Raw genomic sequence first — 16,145 nt, 5'->3', positions numbered from 1 at the left:
GAGCCGGACCACCTCGCCGTCCCCGGCCTCGCCGACGCCGCCACCCCCGACCCTGGCGGCCCGGTACGCGACCGTGGCGACCCGGGTCCTCGGCTACACCGCCGAGGTGGTCATCGACAATCCGGGCGCGGTCGGGGTGGACGACTGGGCGCTCGTCGTCACGCTCGCCCCGGATGCCGCGGTCGGCGGCGTCACCGGGGCGCGGTGGCGGCAGGAGGGGCAGGTCGTCACCTTCACCGGACCGGTCGTGTCGGCCGGCGGCTCACGGACGGTCCGCTTCGACGTCCGTCACCCCGACCTGCTGGTCAAGGCACCCCGGGGTTGCGCCGTGGACGACACACCCTGCACGGGCCTGTGAGACGGCCACCCCGGGCCGAGGGCCGACGGCGTCGTTGACGGGGCGCAGGCGGCCGGTCACGCAAGGGGTGATCCGATCGGCTGCCAGGTACGTACACCCCGGCGGGGGACGTGGAAGGGGAGCGTATGGCGGGGTCGGAGCCGGGCCAGAGTGACCGTGCGGGGGTCGGGGGCACCTCGGGACAGCAACGGCAGCCGGAGATCGAGGTGACGGGAGAACCGGCCCTGCCGGACCTGGTGGTGGCCGGGGGTCCGCCGGTCGACCACCCGTCCTGGCCGCGCGGCGCCCGGCTGCTGGCCGCCGCCGCGGTCGTGGTCCTCGCCCTGGGCGGGCTCGCCGTCACGGCCACCCTGGCGAACACCGACCGGCTCGGCGTCGCCTTCTCCGGTAGCCGACCGGTGACCCCGACCGTCGCGCCGGACGAGCCGGGCGGTTCGGGGGCGGCCCAGTCGGCCGCGTCCGAACGCCTGCTGACCGCGCCGGCGGACGGCCGCCGCCAGGTGACGTTCGAGCTGGTCGACGGGCTGAGCGCGGTCCGGTTGCGCACCGCGGATCTCGGCGGGGACCTCTACCGGATAAGCACCCCGCCCGACTCGACGGTCCGGGCGCGCCCCGACGTCCTCGACGACCGGGTGCGGCTGCGCGTCGCCCAGACCGGCCGCAGGGGTGAGGGAAGCGTGGACGTGGTGCTCAACTCGCGGCTGCTCTGGCGGCTGCGCCTGCTCGGCGGGGTCAGCCGGCATCTGATCGATATGGGCTCCGCCCGGCTGGCCGGGGTGGACCTGATCGGTGGCGCGGCCCGGGTCGACCTGCGGTTGCCGCAGATCGACGGTGCCCTGTCGATCCGGATGAGCGGCGGGGTCAACCAGTTCACCATCCGTGCCCCTGGCCGGCCCCCGGTGCGGGTCCGGGCCGCCGCCGGGGCCGGGGCCGTGGCGATCTACGAGGACCGGCGCGACGGCGTCGGCTCTGGCACGACCATCAGCTCTCCGAACTGGGACCGGGCCACCGATCGTGTCTACGTCGACCTCGTCGCCGGCGCGAACACGGTCACGGTCACCGAGGACTGAGCCGGCGCCCGGGGGCACGGCATAGAGTCGGGCGATGGAGCGTAGCGAATCGTTGCCGGCGCAGACCCGACCCGCCGGTGTGGCTCCGGTCGATCCGGGCAGCGTGCTGCTGCCCGGGCACGATGTGCCGCTGGGGCGATACACCACCGTGCGCCGGCTGCTGCCGCAACGGCAGCGCCGGATGCTCGGGGCCTGGTGCTTCGTCGACCACTTCGGTCCGGACGACGTCGCCGAACGGCCGGGGATGGAGGTGCCACCGCACCCGCACACCGGCCTGCAGACCGTCACCTGGCTGCTCGACGGCGAGATCGTGCACCGCGACAGCCTCGGCAACGCGCAGCCGATCCGTCCCGGTCAGCTCAACGTGATGACCTCCGGACACGGCATCGCGCACTCCGAACGGTCCCCCGCGACCCATCCACCGGTGATGCACGGCGTGCAGCTATGGGTGGCCCTGCCCGACCCGGTGCGGGCCGGCGCCGCCGACTTCGCCCACCACGCCGAGTTGCCCCGGTGGCGGGACGGGGACCTGGACGTCACCCTGCTCGTCGGCGAGCTGGCCGGGGAGGCCTCCCCGGCGGTGACGCACACCCCGCTGCTCGGCGCGCAACTGACGGCCGGTGGACCCGCGCGGGCCACACTGCCGCTGCGGCACGACTTCGAGTACGGCCTGCTGGCCCTCTCCGGCGCGGCGGAGGTCGACGGCGTGGCCCTCACCCCCGGCGCGCTGCTCTACCTCGGCGCCGGGCGGGACCGGCTGGAGTTGGCCGCCGACGCGGGCAGCCGGCTGATGCTGCTCGGCGGGGAGCCGTTCGACGAGCCGCTGGTGATGTGGTGGAACTTCGTGGGCCGCTCGCACGAGGAGGTGGCCACCGCGCGGGCGGACTGGATGGCCGGCCGCCGGTTCGGGACGGTGGCCGACGACCCGGCCCCGCCGCTGGCCGCGCCGGAGATGCCGACGACCCGGCTCAAGGCCCGGGACCGCCGCGGTGGTCTGCACGGTTGACCGGCAGGCGTGCCGGCCGCCGGGGCGGGTAGTCGCCGGCATGACCAGTGTGACCTCCGAGGACCGGAAACGCCTGGTGCGCCGGCTGGCCGGCGACGGCCGGGGCTTCGCCGAACAGTACGGCTTCCGGGTGACCAACAACCCGTCGAGCCTGTTCCAACTGCTCTGCCTGGCGGTGCTGCTGGCTCGCCGGGGCGACTTCCGGCGGGCGCTGGACGCCGCCCACGCCCTGCCCGGCAACGGGTGGGACAGCGCCGCCCGGTTGGCCCGCTCGCGGCACGTCGACCGGGTGCGGGTGCTGCGCGAGGCGGGCCAGCGCGGGGACGTCGCGGCGCTGGCCGACGTGCTCGGCGACCTGGCCCGTACCGTGGTGGAGCGCTACCGGGGCGACCTGCGCCGGTTGCGCGCCATGGCCGGCCACGACCCGGGGCGGGAGCGGGCGCTGCTCACCGCGCTGCCGGGCGTGGACGACCAGGTGGCCGACCTGTTCCTGCGGGAGACCCAGGCGTTGTGGCGCGAGGTGGCCCCGGTCGCCGACCGCCGGGCCCTTGTCGCGGCCCGCCGCCTGGGCCTGGGCCGTTCCGCCGACGACCTGGCCGAGCTGGCCGGCGGTGGCGAGTCGGAGCGGCTGGCCTGGCTGGTCGGCGCGCTCGCCCGGGTGGACCTGGAGCAGCGCTACGCCGAGGTGGCCACGTGAGGCACGGCCCACACTTTGTCGAAAATCAGCCGTACGGATGATGGTTTGTCGTATGGTAGTCGTGGCAGCGATGCCCGCCCGGTTCGGGCGAACGTTTACTGCCCGGCGGCACGCGACCCGGTTCGGGCGCGGAGCCGCGGGGACAGGTACGGTGACGCCCCAGGTCGCGGTTCGCGACCCGGGGCGTCCGCCTGTCCGGGGACGGTGCCCCCGCCCGATCACGCGCTGACGGCACGCACGGATCCGGGCGCGTTGGAAGCGGGCGCGGCGGACGCCCGCCGGCTCAGATGCGGCGCAGGTGCTGCGACACCCGCTGGTGCCTCTCCCGCGCCTGGGCCGCCCGCTGGAACGCGTCGACCTCGGGCGCGGCGTCGATCCCGGCCGACCGGGCCACCTCGTTGCCGTTGGCGTAGTCCACCGGGGGCAACGCCCGCAATGCCTTGAGCACCTCCGGAGGTGCGCCCGCCCGCTCGGCCTCGCGCACGACGTCGTCCTTCTCCGCCGGGTAGTCCAGGCTGGACAGGTAGTGCAGGACGTCGCTGTAACTCGCCATGGCGTGAGCTCCCTCGCCGCCTCGATTTCCGGTCACGACCGGCGGCGGTTACCCGCCCGGACGGGCCTCACGCGCCACCCGGGCCGGAATCTCCCGCCGGCCCGCCGTCCGGGACGCCGTTTCCGTCACCGGACGACGGGTACCCGACCCCTCACGACGCCGAAGGGAGCGCCGATGAACTACGACACCTTCGTCGACCAGGTGGCCCGGCGGACCCGGAGCGACTCGGAGCGGGCGGTGGTGTTGACCCGGGCCACGCTGGAAACCCTCGCCGAGCGGCTGACCGGTGGAGAGGTGCTCGACCTCGCCGTCCAGCTGCCCGCGCCGTTGCGGCTGGTCCTCAAGCCCAGCCCGGGTACGGAGGCGGCCGATCGGTTCGGCGCCGCCGAGTTCCTGGCCCGGGTCGGGCGGCGGGCCGGTGTCGACGAGGCGGCGGCCCGGGACGCGGTGCGGGCGGTCTTCACCACCCTGCGCGAGGCGATCAGCGGCGGCGAGTTCGACGACCTGGTGACGCAACTGCCGCGTGACTACCGTGGCATGGTGGAGCCGGCGTTGGCCCCCGGCGCGACCCTGCTGCGCCCGGCCTGACGCCTGACCGGCGAGTGGTCGGCCGGTGACCCGCCGCAGTGCCGTTGGCCAGGACAAGCAGCCGGTGTGGCCGGTTTGGCAGGCGATCGCGACCTGCCCTAATCTAGACGGCACGAGGGGAGTACTTCCCACGAACCATGCCGGTCAGTACGGCGTGCCCCGGGCACGCCTCGGGTGGTTGCCCACAGAACGTGGGTGAAGGAGACCTCGAACATGGCACGGTGTTCGAGGAGGCTCCATGACGGATGTGTCGTATCTGGCCGCCGATCTCCAGTCGGTCGGCACGCCCACGCTCTGGGCGGTCACCATCGCGGGCGTGCTCGCCCTGTTGGTGCTCGACTTCCTGGTGACCCGCCGGCCGCACGAGGTGTCGGTCCGGGAGGCGCTCGGCTGGTCGGCGTTCTACGTCGCGCTGCCGCTGGCCTTCGGTGTCTGGCTCTGGTCACGCCACGGCTCCCAGCAGGGCATCGAGTACCTCACCGGTTACCTGGTCGAGAAGTCTCTCTCGGTCGACAACCTCTTCGTCTTCATGCTGTTGCTGGCGGCGTTCGCGGTTCCCGCCGCGCTGGCCCAGCGGGTGTTGCTCTACGGCATCGCCGGCGCGCTGGTGCTCCGCGCGGTCTTCATCGCCCTCGGCGCCGCCGCGTTGCAGACCCTGGACTTCGCGTTCCTGCTCTTCGCCGTCATCCTGATCGCCACCGCGGTCAAGCTGCTGCGCGACGCCCTCTCCGGGCACGAGCAGGAGGTCGACATCAACAAGATGCGGTCGGTGCGGCTGCTGCGCAGGTTCATGCCGGTGGTCGACGAGTACCACGGCCCGAAGATGGTCATCCGGCACGACGGCAGGCGGGCGCTCACCCCGATGGCCCTCGTGGTGGTCGCGGTCCTCGCCACCGACGTGGTGTTCGCGGTCGATTCGGTGCCCGCCGTCTACGGCATCACCGAGGACCCGTACCTGGTCTTCGCCACCAACGCCTTCGCCCTGCTCGGCCTGCGCGCGCTCTACTTCGTGCTGCACGCCGCGCTGAGCCGCCTGGTGCACCTCAGCTACGGGCTGGCCGTCATCCTGGCCTTCATCGGGGTCAAACTGGGCCTGCACTGGGCGCACGGGGTCTGGTCCGGGGTGCCGGAGATCCCGACACTGGCCTCCCTCGGCGTCATCATCGGCGTTCTGCTCGTCGTCACGTTCACCAGCCTGCGGGCCACCCGCCACTCGGCCGCCGGTGAGCGCGAGGTCGTCGTCGAGCGGCACTGACACCGCGTCGACCGCCGGTGCCCCGTCCGGGGCACCGGCGGCGGGGCTGCCCGGGAAAGGAGCCCGCCCCCACCGCCGGCGGTGGTAGGACTGACGGGTGGGAATCGTGTCACCGGGGTTCCAGGGGCGGCGTCGCATGAGCGGGCCGGCGCTGCCGCCAGGGCAGTACCTGACCGAGGACTTCCCGGTGCTCTCGGCCGGACCCACGCCGAAGGTGCCGCTGGACGACTGGGAGTTCGTGCTCGGCACGGAAACCGGTGCGGAGTTCCGCTGGACCTGGCCGGAACTGATGGGCCTGCCGCAGGAGACGCCGACGGTGGACATCCACTGCGTCACCCGCTGGTCCAAGCTCGGCACCAGCTGGCAGGGGGTGTCGCTGGACACCCTGCTCGACGGCGTCGACACCGCCGCCCGGTACGCCCTGGTGCACTCGTACGGCGGCTACACCACCAACCTGCCCCTGGACGACCTGCGGGGCGGCCGGGCCTGGGTGGCCCACACGTACGACGGTGTGCCCCTGCCGGCCGAGCACGGCGGCCCGGCCCGGCTGCTGGTGCCGCACCTGTACTTCTGGAAGTCCGCGAAGTGGGTGCGCGGCATCCGGCTGCTCGTCGACGACCAGCCCGGCTTCTGGGAGACCGCGGGCTACCACGACTACGGCGACCCGTGGCGCGAGCAGCGCTACCAGGGCGACTGAGGTGGCCGCGACAACCACCGGTGTTCCGGTGACCGAGCCGCTGACCTGGCGGGTGGCCCGGCTGGTGGGGCGCCGGGCGGAGACGCCGACCGCGCAGACCCTCGTCCTGGACGTGCCGGGGTGGCCGGGGCACCTGCCCGGGCAACACGTCGACGTGCGGCTGACCGCCGAGGACGGCTACCAGGCGGCCCGGTCGTACTCGTTGGCCGGGCCGGCCGACGGCGACCGGATCGCGTTGACCGTGCAGAGGGTCCCCGACGGGGAGGTGTCGCCGTACCTGATCGACGTGTACGCCGAGGGCGACCCGGTGGAGGTGCGGGGCCCGGTCGGCGGCTGGTTCGTCTGGCGGTCGGCCGAGACCGCGCCGGTGCTGCTGGTTGCCGGTGGTTCCGGGGTGGTGCCGCTGATGGCGATGATCCGCGCCCGTCGGGCGGCCGGCAGCCGGGCGCCGTTCCGGCTGGTCTACTCGGCGCGCACCCCGTCCGACGTGTTCTACGCCGACGAGCTGCGCCGCCGCGCCCGAGACGACCAGGGCCTCGACGTGACGTACGTGTACACCCGCGAGGCGCCCGAGGGCTGGCGGGGCGAACCGCACCGGATCGGCCTGGCCGACGTGCACACCCACGGCTGGCCGCCCGAGCTGGAGCCGCTCTGCTACGTCTGCGGACCCACCGGCTTCGTGGAAACCGTGGCGGACCTGCTGGTCGGGCTGGGTCACCAGAGCCGGCGAATCCGTACCGAACGCTTCGGCCCCACCGGCTGAGCGGCGAGGAGGCCCGATGACCGACATGTCGTACCTGGACGGCAACATGCTCGACGGCCCGCTGCGTGAGCTGTTCGCCGTCGACCTGAGCGCCGCCACCGGGCGTTGCCAGTCCTGCGGGATGGTCGCCCCGGTGGCCCGGCTGCACGTCTACTCCCACGCTCCCGGCCTGGTGGCCCGCTGCCCCGCCTGCACCGAGGTGATGCTGCGGCTGGTCCGCGCCCCCGACCGGGCCTGGCTGGACCTGCGCGGCGCCACCTTCCTGCAGGTGCCGATGCCGCTGGAAGGCCGACGGCCCGCTGATCCCGCCGGGACCCGACCCGTGGGCGGCGACCGCCGCGGTGGGCGCGGCGGCACGGGGTGACCGCCACGGCGACCGCCCCGCGCCGCCGGGTGGTCACCGGCCGGGGCCGCGCGACGGGCGGGACTGCCCGCCGAGACGTTCGATCCGCCCCTGCTTCTGCTCGACCCGTCGGCGTTGCCGGGATGTGAGCTGCTTACGCCCGCTCTGCCGCAGGTAGATCGGCTGGCGCTGGTCGTTGGACATCGGCACGGTCATGACGTGTCCCCCTCCCGGGAGTCGGACGGGTGGTGCCACCGTCCACCCTCCGCCGACCCGGGTGAGGCGACCCCACCCGGGCGGTGTGACCGGCGCGAGCGGTCACCGGCGTGCGCCTACTGTCGGCCCCCTCGTCACCTGTCGGGAGTGTGCCCGTGTCGACGGTCCGGCGCCGCGTGACGTTTGCCGGCCCGTTCGGGGGGAACGGCAGCAGACATGACAAAGCCTCGTGTGGTGATCGTGGGGGCCGGGTTCGCCGGTTACCACGCGGCGAAGACGTTGAGCCGGCTGGCCCGCGACCGGGCCGAGATCGTGGTGCTCAACTCCACCGACTACTTCCTGTACCTGCCGCTGCTGCCGGAGGTCGCCGCCGGGGTGGTGGAACCGACCCGGATCTCGGTGCCGCTCGCCGGCACCCTGCCCGGGGTACGGATCATTGTCGGGGAGGCCGACCAGGTCGACCTGCGCAACCGGTGGGTGGGCTTCACCCAGCCCGAGGGGGACCGCGGGCGCATCGCCTACGACCGGTTGGTGCTCTCCGTCGGCAGCGTCAACAAGCTCCTGCCGATCCCTGGCGTCACCGAGTACGCGCACGGCTTCCGGGGCCTGCCCGAGGCGGTCTACCTGCACGACCACGTGGTTCGCCAGATCGAACGGGCGGAGCAGGCCGAGGACCCGGCCGAGCAGCGGGCCCGGGCCACCTTCGTGGTGGTCGGCGCCGGGTACACCGGCACCGAGGTGGCCGCGCACGGGCAGCTCTTCACCGACGCGTTGCGCGCCCAGCGGCCCCGGCTCGCGGTCCGGCCCCGTTGGATGCTGCTCGACGTGGCGCCGCGGCCCCTGCCGGAACTGGACCGACGGATGTCGGAAACCGCCGACCGGGTGCTGCGTCGCCGGGGCGTGGACGTGCGGATGGGCACCTCGGTCGCGGAGGCGACCGCCGACGGGGTGAGGCTCACCGACGGCGACTACGTCCCGACCTGCACGCTGGTCTGGTGCGTCGGGGTACGCCCCGACCCGTTCGTCGCCGAACTGGGTCTGCGCACCGAGAAGGGCCGGTTGGTGACCGACGAGTACCTCAACGTCCCCGGCTTCCCCGAGGTGTACGCCTGCGGCGACGCCGCCGCCGTGCCGGACGTCACCCGCCCCGGGGAGATCTGCACGATGACCGCCCAGCACGCGCAGCGTCAGGGCAAGCTGGCCGCGCACAACATCGCCGCCTCGTACGGGCAGGGCCGGCGCAGGCCGTACCGGCACCACGATCTCGGCTGGGTGGTGGACCTCGGCGGGAAGGACGCGGCGGCGAACCCGCTCAAGGTGTCGCTGTCCGGGCTGCCCGCCAAGGCCGTCACCCGCGGATACCACCTGCTGGCGATGCCGGGCAACCGGGCCCGCGTCGGCGCCGACTGGGTGCTCGACGCGGCGCTGCCCCGCTCGGCCACCCAGCTGGGCCTGGTGCCGGCGCACGCCGTGCCGCTGGAGAGTTCCTCACCGGAGGTGCCGGCCCGCGCCCGGTCCTAGCCGGCGCACACGACGAGACCACGCCGGAACGCCACCGCCCGGCCCCAGCTGTATCGGCTGCGGGGCCGGTCACGGCGGCGTCACCCGGTCAGGCCCTCGTCGCCTGCCGGGCGGGCGCCACCGACGAACGCGGCCAGCGCCGCACCGTGCAGCACCCCGCCCGGCACCGGGTCGGCCGCCACCCGGGTGGCCAGCCGGCCCACCGGCAACCGGCCCGGGCGGTGCGCGGCGGCGAGCACCACGTTGCCGTAGCGGCGGCCCCGCAGCATCCGCCGGTCCGCCACCAGGCACACGTCGGCGAAGATCGCGCCCAGCGTGGCCGCCTGTACCCGGGTGAAGACCAACGGCGGCAGATCGGTGACGTTGACCAGGTAGATCCCGTCGGCGCGCAGCGTCCGGGCCACCTCGGCGACGAACTCCCGGCCCGCCACGTGCCCCGGCATCCGGGCGCCCCGGTAGATGTCGGCCAGCACCAGGTCGTACCCCCGCGACGGGCTCGCGGCCACCGCGTCCCGGGCGTCGGCCACCTCGACGCGTACCTCGGGCGGCAGCGCCGGCAGCCGGCGGAGGACGAGGTCCACCACCGCCGCGTCCCGCTCCACCACCCGCTGCGCCGAGCCGGGACGGGTGGCTGCGACGTACCGGGGCAGGGTCAGCGCGCCGCCGCCGAGGTGCAGCACGTCCCGGGGCACGCCGGGCGGCGCGCTCAGGTCGACCAGCGCCGCCATCCGGCGGATGTACTCGAAGTGCAGGTGGCGGGGGTCGGCGACGTCGACGTACGACTGGGCCACACCCTCGGCGAGCAGGGTGTGGCCGGTCGGCCGGGCCGGGTCGGCAACCAGGTCCAGCAGGTCGTCGGCGGGGCTGTCCATGCGCGGCAGGCTAGCGAAGAGCCCGACCGCCCGCTGGACGGCGCCCCGGGCCGGTGGACGTCGCGACGCACCGGCCCGGCGGCGTCGGCCTAGCCGCCGGCCATACCGGCGCCGGCCTCCTCGATCGCGGCGTCGATCCGGTGGGCCAGGTCGACGTCGGCGGCGGTCACCGCGTCGGCCTGCTGGCTGCGGACGGTGAGCACCGCGCTGTCCGGGTCGGGCCGGCCGATCTGCGGCCCCCGACCGGTGTCGGCGCGTAGCTGGTCGAGCCGGTCGAGTACCCGGTCCAGGTTGCTCGGCGGCAGCTCGATGGTCCGCACCAGCGACCGCCGGTCGCTGGACCAGTACGGCAGGTCGTCGAGGGCGTCGCGCAGTTCCGCCTCGGTCAGCGGCGCGGTGGCGCTCGACGCGCCCACCAGACCTCCACCGACCTCGGCCGGGCCGAGCAGGTCACGCAACCCGTCCGGTACGTCCAGCGACCCGACGAGGTCGCCGTCGTGCGCGGCGAGCGCCGCGAGGGTCGCCTCCGCCTGGTACCGCGCCTGCTCCGGGGAGCGCCCGCTGATCCGGCCCACCTCGGCCAGGAAGCCGGGCAGGTCGCGGTGCCGTTCGATGCCGTCGACCGGCACCACGTCGTGCAGCGACACCGGCACGGCCGCCAGCAGCCGGGCGCGTTCCCGCTCGTCGAGTGCCCAGGCCAGGGCGAGCACGGTGGCCTCGGCGCCGACCTTCGCGGTCCGGAAGTCCACCCCGGCGCGTCGGCTCACCTCGTCGACCAGCTCGCGGTAGCCCATCGGGGTGATCTCCGGCGGGCCCTGGCCGGTGTCCGGGCGGGGCCGTTCGGTGGTCGCCACGGCGGGGGCCGGCGGCGCGGGTCCACCCCGCGTGCTGTCCGGCTTGTGCCGGCCGGCGGGCGGGGGACCGGACCGCTTGCCCCGGTCCAGGCTGGTGAGCTGCTTGGACGCGCTCAGCGTGCTACCCACCTCGCTGGGCTGCCGACCCTGCTCGCGGGCTTGGCGGGCCAGGGCCCGGCGGCGCTGGTTGTCGCCCTCCATCTGCTTGCGCATGGTCGACCTCGCTCCCTGTCGGGTTCACCGTCGCCGCTGGCGTTCCCGTCCGGGCGTGGAAGGTAACGGGTCCGAACCGGCCGCCGGGTTCACTCGCGCCGGGTGAGGGACGCTCACCCGGCCCGGTCGCACGATCGGGTCGACCGGTGGTCTTCCGAGCAACGCGGAAGGGAAGGTCGTCATGAAGAGGATCGTCGAGATCGTTCCCGCCCGTCCCGGCTGGTACGCCCGCTGGCAGGTCACGCCGGAAACCACCCGCTGCTACCCGGTGAGCCTGTGGGCGACGGTCGAGGAGTCCGACGGGTTCGGCCGCGAGGTCGTCGGCATGGACTGCGCGGGCCAGTGGCCCGGATCGGACGACAACGAGGCTGGTGGGAAGTTCGTCCGGTATCTGTTCCAGACGCCCGAGTCGGGTCCGCCGGAGGACGCCGACGTGCCGACCGTGACCGCGCTGCGGGAGAACGGCCCCCGGCTCCAGCCGGTCACCGCCTAGACCCTCCTCCCGGCCCCCGGCCCCTGGTCCCAGGGTCGGGGGCCACCCCGCCCGGGGCTCGGCCACCAGGACCAACCGTCAGGCCGAGGGCGGACCGCGGTGGGACGGGCCGGCCCGGCACGTGCGTCAGGCGGTCGCGGCGGAACGGTCGGGCAGCGTCCCGGAGCCCGTGGCCGTGTTCACCGGCGGTCGCGCCAGCAACCCGGTGATGCCCGTCATGTCGAGGATGGCGTCCAGGAAGCGCGGGGTGGACCGCAGCCGGATGGCGGTGCCGCACTGCTGCCCCTCCCGCCAGGCGTGCACGATCACCGACAGCCCGGTGCTGTCGATGAAGAGCAGCTCGGCGAAGTCGAGCACGATGACCGCCGGGCGTTCGGCGAGCGCCTGGTCGACCTCCGCGCGCAGCGGTCCGGCGGTGGCGAACGCGAGGTCGCCGCTGACCGAGATGACCGGCCTGTCCGGATCTGAGCGGTCGACGGACAGACCCAGCGGAGTCGCCTCGGGCTTCCTCCCAGCGAGCACCACGACCACCTTTCCGCAGGCTGCCGCTCGGGCAGGGACTTCTCGGGATCGTAACAACCCAGGTCCCGTTCCGCTGGGGACGTGTAGCCGGTGCCGACGCCGGCGTGCGGTGGCGGTACCGGGACATCGGCGTAGGGTGGGTGGGGATCGCAACACCCGCCGTCTCCACGCCGATCGCGGGTGTCGACACGAGGAGTGGGGCTCAGCCGGTGACTGCTGCCGACGCCAGGGGTTCCGACCCGGGCGACGGACGGACCCCCGTGTCGAGTACCGCGCGGGCTCCGGTCTGCTCTCCCGGTGCCGCCCGGTCCGCCCCCGCGCCGCCGCCGCTGGCCCCCGGCCACGATCAGGAGCCGGACTGGTTCGAGCTGGTCGGGCACTTCCACGAGGGGCTGATCGTCTGCGACGCCGACGGCGTGGTGCGTCACCTCAGCCCGGTGGCCGAGCGCCTGGTGCCCGAGGTGGTCCGGGGGCGGCCGTTGGTCGCCTCCGGCGTCGCGGGGCTCGGCCGCGACGGCGCCGCGCAGTTCGGCCACCGCGGCCGCCGGCTGCGGGTGCGGCAGATCGCTCTCGCCGGCGCCCGTCGCTGCCACTACGTCGAGGACGTCAGCGAGATCGTCGGGCACGCCGACGCGCTGCTGGCCGAGCGGGCCCGTTCGGCCTTCCTCACCATGGTCGGCGAGAAGCTCGGCAACGCGCCGCACCCGGATCGGGCGGCCGCCGCGGTGGTCAGGCTGGCCGTGCCCACCCTGGCCGAGGTCGCCGTGTTGGTGCTGGCCCCGCGGTGCGGGCGGGCCCGCTGGTGGCGGGCGAGCGCGACCGCCGGTGGGGCGGCAATGGACAGCGGAGCGAGTCCGGTCACCGCGCTGCCCCCGGCGATCGTCGAGGGACTTTCCGGTGCCGAGCCGCACGCCGCCGAGCGGCTGGTCGAGCAGGCGGTGGCGGCGGGCTGGTTGGCGCAGTCGACGGCCCGCCAGGCGGTCGTCCGGGTGGTGCCGGTACCGGGCCGGGATGGCCCGGTAGCCGTGCTGCTGGTCGCCCGGCGCCGTACCTTTCGGTGGGACGACGACGTGGAACTGGTCCGCGCCTTCGCGACCCGGGCCGGTGCGGCGCTGACCACGGCGGTGCTCTACCGCGACCAGGCCGAACTCGCCGACACCCTCCGGGCGAGTCTGCTGCCGGTCGAGCCGGTCGCCGTCGCGGGCGTCCAGTGGGGTACGGCGTACCGGCCGGCCCGGGCGAGCGTGCGCATCGGCGGGGACTTCTACGGGTCGCACCGGCTGCCCGGCGGTGGCGCGGTCTTCTTCCTCGGCGACGTCTCCGGCAAGGGGGTCGAGGCGGCGGTCTTCACCGGCCAGCTCCGGCAGTGCCTCCAGGCGCTGCACCGGGTCGAGGCGAACCCGGGCCGGCTGTTGGCACTGCTCAACGACGCGGTGCTGGAGACCGACGCGGGCCGGGGGCGGTTCGCGACCGTGGTGCTCGGCGTGGTCCACCCCCGGCGGGAGGGTGGTCTTCGCCTGACCTTGGCCGGAGGGGGGCACCTGCCCCCGCTGGTGCTGCGCGCCTCCGGCGAGGTGGAGGCGGTGCCGTTGAGGGGGATGCTGATCGGCGTGGTCCCCGACCCCCGCATCGGCGAGCTGACCGTGCAGCTGGAACCCGGCGAGACCTGCCTGCTGTACAGCGACGGGGTGACCGAGGCGCGTGGCGGGTGCCGCGGTGACGAGCAGTTCGGGCAGGAGCGGCTGGTCGACGCGCTGACCGGCTGCCACGGGGTGGCGGCGCCGGTGCTCGCCGAGCGGATCGAGCAGCTGACCTGCGACTGGCTGGCCCACGGGGACCACGACGACATCGCGGTGCTGGCGCTGCGGGCCACCGGTGCGGCCGCGCGCCCGCGGCGGCACCTGCGTGCCGTACCCGCCTCGGGTGGATCCGTCGGCCCGTGGGGGACACGACCGTGACCGGTGGGGCATGGCCCAGGAGCACTCCGTCACGGCACGGATGGCCGATCGTGGCGCTTCCGTCGCCCGGCGGGCCGCCGCTTATACTTGCTCCACTGCAATGGTTCGCCTGTGGTGCGAGTGAGAGGGACGAACATTGACGTTCACCGTCACGCACAGCCCACGCGACGGCGGCGGGGTATGCCTGCGGCTGGCGGGGGAGCTGGACCTGAGCACCTCGGGTGAGCTCAACGAGACGATTGACCGGCTGGCCACCCAGGGCGAGCGCCACCTGCTGCTCGACCTGTCCGAGCTCACCTTCTGCGACTCCACCGGCATCGCGGCGTTCGTCCGCGGTGACAACCGCGCCTCCGCCGCCGGGGGTTGGCTGCGGCTGACCGGGGCGAGCGGCCGGGTGGACCGCGTGCTCCAGGTCACCGGGCTGGCTGACGTGCTCCGCTACATTCCTGACACGATGGACCCGGCGACGCCGTCACGCCCCTGATCGGCTAGATTGCCCGCCAGCGGGCGACCGGGGCAGGTGGCTGCCCGACCGCCGACACGAGACAGGTGCGAACCGCATGGGTCCAGGCGCTGCGAACCCCGTCCGCATCCTGGTCGTCGATGACGACCCGGGCGACGTCCTGATGATCGAGGAGGCTCTCGAGGACTCGGAGATCGAGAAGGTCATCGACGTGGTGAACGACGGCCAGGAGGCGATGGAGTTCCTCCGCCGCGAGGGGCGGCACACCGAGGCCCGACGGCCGGACGTCATCCTGCTGGACCTGAACATGCCACGGATGGACGGGCGGCAGGTGCTCGGCGAGGTCAAGGGGGACGAGGACCTGCGGACCATCCCGATCGTCGTGCTCACCACCTCCAACGCCGACAACGACATCGTCGGCAGCTACACGTTGCAGGCCAACGCGTACGTGACGAAGCCGATCGATCTGGACGACTTCAACGACGTGGTGCGTCGTATCGACGAGTTCTTCGGCCGGGTTGTCGTGTTGCCCAAACGGGCCTGACCCGCGCCCGGGAAGCCGACCCTCAGTTGCTGAACATTTTTCTCGAACCCCTCCGGTGGTGGTGACCGCACGCCAGGATCGAGCTGGGGAACAGAGATTCCAGCTTCCTGGGGGGCGACAGCATGAGATTCTCCGTCGTTGACACCGGCTACGACTGCCGGCAGGTCGATTCCTGTCTCGACGAGTTGGGTGTCCGGTTGACCCGCCTGGCCGCGCGGGCGGAGGCGGCCGCCGGCACGGGCCGGGAGTGGGACCAGATCCGGCAGGAGGCGACGCTGCTGCGCGGGCTGGTCGACCGGTCGGGGCTGGCCACCGGTGGCGCCCCGGCGTCGGCCCGCCGGGACGCGTCCGCCGTGGAGCGGGAGGCCGCCGAGATGCTGGCGCAGGCCCGCGGTGAGCTCGACGCGGCGCGGGAGGAGGCCCGGCAGGTGCGGGAGCGGGTGTACGCCGAGGCGGTGCGGGCCCGCCGGGAGTTCGAGGCCGCGCTGCACGAGCGTCGCCGCCGCGAGGCGCGGGCGGACGCGATCCTGGCCGGCGTGCCCACGACCGTGGTGCCGGCCGACACGCCGACCGCCGCGGCGGGCGGGGTACCGGCCACCCGGATCGCCACCGGCACCTGCGAGGTGTCGGTGGAGCGACCGGAACCGGGCACCCGGGTGGCCTGAGCGTCGGCTCAGGTCAGCGCCGCGACCACCGCCCGGGCCCGGTCCTCGTGCTTCGCGTACGCGTCGGGAAGGGCGGAGATCTGCACGGCCTGTGCGGCGGCGGTGATGCTCATGTCCTGCCAGCCCGGCACCTCCCGCAGCGCGGCGTAGAACGCCCGGGCGGCGTAGGCGGGGCGCATGAGTTGCGCCACGCTGCCCCAACCGCTGCTCGGACGCTGCTGGAACAACCCGACCGAGTCGTGGTCGGCGCCGCTGCCCTGGTGCGGGTGGTCGAACGACTCGGGCAGCACGTCGCTGGCCAGGTTGTACAGGTTGCTCTCCTGCATGGCGGTGGCGACGGCGACCACCAGGCCCCGTTTCGGCACCCCCATCCCGACGCCCACGTCAACGACCACCTTGGCGTTGTCCATCTGCGTCTGGGTGAGACCGGCGACGGGCCGGGGTCGGGGCGGCTTGCGCGGCTTCGGCCGGTGGGTGGCCGCCGGGCTGGGGGT

The 16,145-nt window shown here is 74.2% G+C and carries 20 protein-coding genes and 1 pseudogene; 15 read left to right on the top strand and 6 right to left on the bottom strand.

From position 1 onward, the window contains the following. The 4 genes and pseudogenes from E1165_RS29165 to E1165_RS22920 form a co-directional block, all read left to right on the top strand. Window positions 1-358, top strand: a pseudogene (locus E1165_RS29165) (hypothetical protein); the annotation flags it as partial. 206 nt (window positions 359-564) lie between these two features. Beyond that, window positions 565-1,428, top strand: a complete 864-nt coding sequence (locus E1165_RS22930; RefSeq protein WP_243704943.1) for a hypothetical protein — start codon at window positions 565-567, stop codon at window positions 1,426-1,428. 34 nt (window positions 1,429-1,462) lie between these two features. Further along, window positions 1,463-2,434 carry a pirin family protein gene (locus E1165_RS22925; protein WP_132393822.1) on the top strand — a complete coding sequence of 324 codons (972 nt, stop codon included), beginning with the start codon at window positions 1,463-1,465 and terminating at the stop codon, window positions 2,432-2,434. Between the two features lie 40 nt (window positions 2,435-2,474). Further along, window positions 2,475-3,131, top strand: coding sequence for a hypothetical protein (locus tag E1165_RS22920; RefSeq protein ID WP_132393821.1), 657 nt, complete (start codon window positions 2,475-2,477; stop codon window positions 3,129-3,131). 283 nt (window positions 3,132-3,414) lie between these two features. On the opposite strand, the gene E1165_RS22915 is transcribed toward E1165_RS22920, so the two are convergent. Continuing rightward, window positions 3,415-3,684: a DUF2795 domain-containing protein gene (locus tag E1165_RS22915; RefSeq protein ID WP_132393820.1), complete on the bottom strand. Its 270-nt coding sequence runs from the start codon at window positions 3,682-3,684 to the stop codon at window positions 3,415-3,417. Window positions 3,685-3,858: 174 nt separating this feature from the next. Here E1165_RS22915 and E1165_RS22910 point away from each other — a divergent pair, with 174 nt between their 5' ends. The 5 genes from E1165_RS22910 (at window position 3,859) to E1165_RS22890 (ending at window position 7,351) form a co-directional block, all read left to right on the top strand. Continuing rightward, entirely contained in the window at window positions 3,859-4,272 is a 414-nt protein-coding gene (locus E1165_RS22910; protein ID WP_132393819.1) for a DUF2267 domain-containing protein, read from the top strand. A gap of 238 nt (window positions 4,273-4,510) precedes the next feature. Further along, on the top strand, window positions 4,511-5,527 hold the full coding sequence (locus tag E1165_RS22905; RefSeq protein ID WP_132393818.1) for a TerC/Alx family metal homeostasis membrane protein: 1,017 nt from the start codon (window positions 4,511-4,513) through the stop codon (window positions 5,525-5,527). Window positions 5,528-5,633: 106 nt separating this feature from the next. Further along, the gene (locus tag E1165_RS22900) at window positions 5,634-6,224 is read left to right on the top strand and encodes a sulfite oxidase-like oxidoreductase (protein WP_207917013.1); all 591 of its coding nucleotides are present in this window, start codon (window positions 5,634-5,636) and stop codon (window positions 6,222-6,224) included. A 1-nt stretch (window position 6,225) separates the two neighbouring features. Further along, window positions 6,226-6,987 carry a ferredoxin reductase gene (locus E1165_RS22895; RefSeq protein ID WP_132393816.1) on the top strand — a complete coding sequence of 254 codons (762 nt, stop codon included), beginning with the start codon at window positions 6,226-6,228 and terminating at the stop codon, window positions 6,985-6,987. A gap of 16 nt (window positions 6,988-7,003) precedes the next feature. Then, window positions 7,004-7,351 (top strand): DUF6510 family protein, encoded by a 348-nt coding sequence (locus tag E1165_RS22890; protein ID WP_243704942.1) that lies wholly within the window; start codon window positions 7,004-7,006, stop codon window positions 7,349-7,351. Window positions 7,352-7,384: 33 nt separating this feature from the next. Here the strand turns inward: E1165_RS22890 and E1165_RS29160 are convergent, their stop codons facing one another. Next, a complete protein-coding gene (locus tag E1165_RS29160; RefSeq protein ID WP_165945300.1) occupies window positions 7,385-7,546 on the bottom strand; it encodes a hypothetical protein in 162 nt (53 codons plus the stop codon). 216 nt (window positions 7,547-7,762) lie between these two features. On the opposite strand from E1165_RS29160, the gene E1165_RS22885 reads away from it, so the two are divergent. Continuing rightward, the gene (locus tag E1165_RS22885; RefSeq protein WP_132393815.1) at window positions 7,763-9,067 is read left to right on the top strand and encodes an NAD(P)/FAD-dependent oxidoreductase; all 1,305 of its coding nucleotides are present in this window, start codon (window positions 7,763-7,765) and stop codon (window positions 9,065-9,067) included. 80 nt (window positions 9,068-9,147) lie between these two features. On the opposite strand, the gene E1165_RS22880 is transcribed toward E1165_RS22885, so the two are convergent. Together E1165_RS22880 and E1165_RS22875 are read right to left on the bottom strand one after the other, a co-directional pair. Further along, entirely contained in the window at window positions 9,148-9,939 is a 792-nt protein-coding gene (locus E1165_RS22880; RefSeq protein ID WP_132393814.1) for a spermidine synthase, read from the bottom strand. Window positions 9,940-10,028: 89 nt separating this feature from the next. Continuing rightward, the gene (locus tag E1165_RS22875) at window positions 10,029-11,006 is read right to left on the bottom strand and encodes a DUF2267 domain-containing protein (protein ID WP_132393813.1); all 978 of its coding nucleotides are present in this window, start codon (window positions 11,004-11,006) and stop codon (window positions 10,029-10,031) included. A gap of 181 nt (window positions 11,007-11,187) precedes the next feature. Here E1165_RS22875 and E1165_RS22870 point away from each other — a divergent pair, with 181 nt between their 5' ends. Next, entirely contained in the window at window positions 11,188-11,499 is a 312-nt protein-coding gene (locus tag E1165_RS22870) for a hypothetical protein (RefSeq protein WP_132393812.1), read from the top strand. 126 nt (window positions 11,500-11,625) lie between these two features. Here the strand turns inward: E1165_RS22870 and E1165_RS22865 are convergent, their stop codons facing one another. Beyond that, complete coding sequence (locus E1165_RS22865) at window positions 11,626-12,021, bottom strand: STAS domain-containing protein (protein ID WP_243704941.1); 396 nt, start codon at window positions 12,019-12,021, stop codon at window positions 11,626-11,628. A gap of 260 nt (window positions 12,022-12,281) precedes the next feature. On the opposite strand from E1165_RS22865, the gene E1165_RS22860 reads away from it, so the two are divergent. From E1165_RS22860 to E1165_RS22845, 4 genes are all read left to right on the top strand, one after another. Next, window positions 12,282-13,979 (top strand): PP2C family protein-serine/threonine phosphatase, encoded by a 1,698-nt coding sequence (locus E1165_RS22860; RefSeq protein ID WP_371687386.1) that lies wholly within the window; start codon window positions 12,282-12,284, stop codon window positions 13,977-13,979. Between the two features lie 136 nt (window positions 13,980-14,115). Further along, entirely contained in the window at window positions 14,116-14,463 is a 348-nt protein-coding gene (locus E1165_RS22855) for an STAS domain-containing protein (protein ID WP_132393809.1), read from the top strand. Window positions 14,464-14,539: 76 nt separating this feature from the next. Further along, on the top strand, window positions 14,540-14,986 hold the full coding sequence (locus E1165_RS22850) for a response regulator (RefSeq protein ID WP_132393808.1): 447 nt from the start codon (window positions 14,540-14,542) through the stop codon (window positions 14,984-14,986). A 122-nt stretch (window positions 14,987-15,108) separates the two neighbouring features. Continuing rightward, window positions 15,109-15,651: an ATPase gene (locus E1165_RS22845; protein WP_132393807.1), complete on the top strand. Its 543-nt coding sequence runs from the start codon at window positions 15,109-15,111 to the stop codon at window positions 15,649-15,651. An 8-nt stretch (window positions 15,652-15,659) separates the two neighbouring features. Here E1165_RS22845 and E1165_RS22840 read toward each other — a convergent pair. Beyond that, window positions 15,660-16,145 (bottom strand): hypothetical protein (locus E1165_RS22840; protein ID WP_132393806.1); only part of this gene is annotated, 486 nt, incomplete at its 5' end.

The sequence above is a fragment of the Micromonospora sp. KC723 genome (assembly GCF_004348595.1).
In the GTDB taxonomy this organism is placed as follows: Bacteria; Actinomycetota; Actinomycetes; order Mycobacteriales; family Micromonosporaceae; genus Micromonospora.
The sequence above is the reverse complement of the archived record's forward strand: the minus strand, read 5'-3'. Positions and strand labels throughout refer to the sequence as shown.

What these genes read in the sequence shown, in the direction of transcription:
- E1165_RS22920 (WP_132393821.1), top strand. Translation starts at nt 2,475, where the DNA reads ATGACCAGTGTGACCTCCGAGGACCGGAAACGCCTGGTGCGCCGGCTG.
- E1165_RS22875 (WP_132393813.1), bottom strand. Translation starts at nt 11,006, where the DNA reads ATGCGCAAGCAGATGGAGGGCGACAACCAGCGCCGCCGGGCCCTGGCC.
- E1165_RS22905 (WP_132393818.1), top strand. Translation starts at nt 4,511, where the DNA reads ATGACGGATGTGTCGTATCTGGCCGCCGATCTCCAGTCGGTCGGCACG.
- E1165_RS29160 (WP_165945300.1), bottom strand. Translation starts at nt 7,546, where the DNA reads ATGACCGTGCCGATGTCCAACGACCAGCGCCAGCCGATCTACCTGCGG.
- E1165_RS22925 (WP_132393822.1), top strand. Translation starts at nt 1,463, where the DNA reads ATGGAGCGTAGCGAATCGTTGCCGGCGCAGACCCGACCCGCCGGTGTG.
- E1165_RS22870 (WP_132393812.1), top strand. Translation starts at nt 11,188, where the DNA reads ATGAAGAGGATCGTCGAGATCGTTCCCGCCCGTCCCGGCTGGTACGCC.
- E1165_RS22910 (WP_132393819.1), top strand. Translation starts at nt 3,859, where the DNA reads ATGAACTACGACACCTTCGTCGACCAGGTGGCCCGGCGGACCCGGAGC.
- E1165_RS22915 (WP_132393820.1), bottom strand. Translation starts at nt 3,684, where the DNA reads ATGGCGAGTTACAGCGACGTCCTGCACTACCTGTCCAGCCTGGACTAC.
- E1165_RS22850 (WP_132393808.1), top strand. Translation starts at nt 14,540, where the DNA reads ATGGGTCCAGGCGCTGCGAACCCCGTCCGCATCCTGGTCGTCGATGAC.
- E1165_RS22890 (WP_243704942.1), top strand. Translation starts at nt 7,004, where the DNA reads ATGACCGACATGTCGTACCTGGACGGCAACATGCTCGACGGCCCGCTG.
- E1165_RS22880 (WP_132393814.1), bottom strand. Translation starts at nt 9,939, where the DNA reads ATGGACAGCCCCGCCGACGACCTGCTGGACCTGGTTGCCGACCCGGCC.
- E1165_RS22885 (WP_132393815.1), top strand. Translation starts at nt 7,763, where the DNA reads ATGACAAAGCCTCGTGTGGTGATCGTGGGGGCCGGGTTCGCCGGTTAC.
- E1165_RS22845 (WP_132393807.1), top strand. Translation starts at nt 15,109, where the DNA reads ATGAGATTCTCCGTCGTTGACACCGGCTACGACTGCCGGCAGGTCGAT.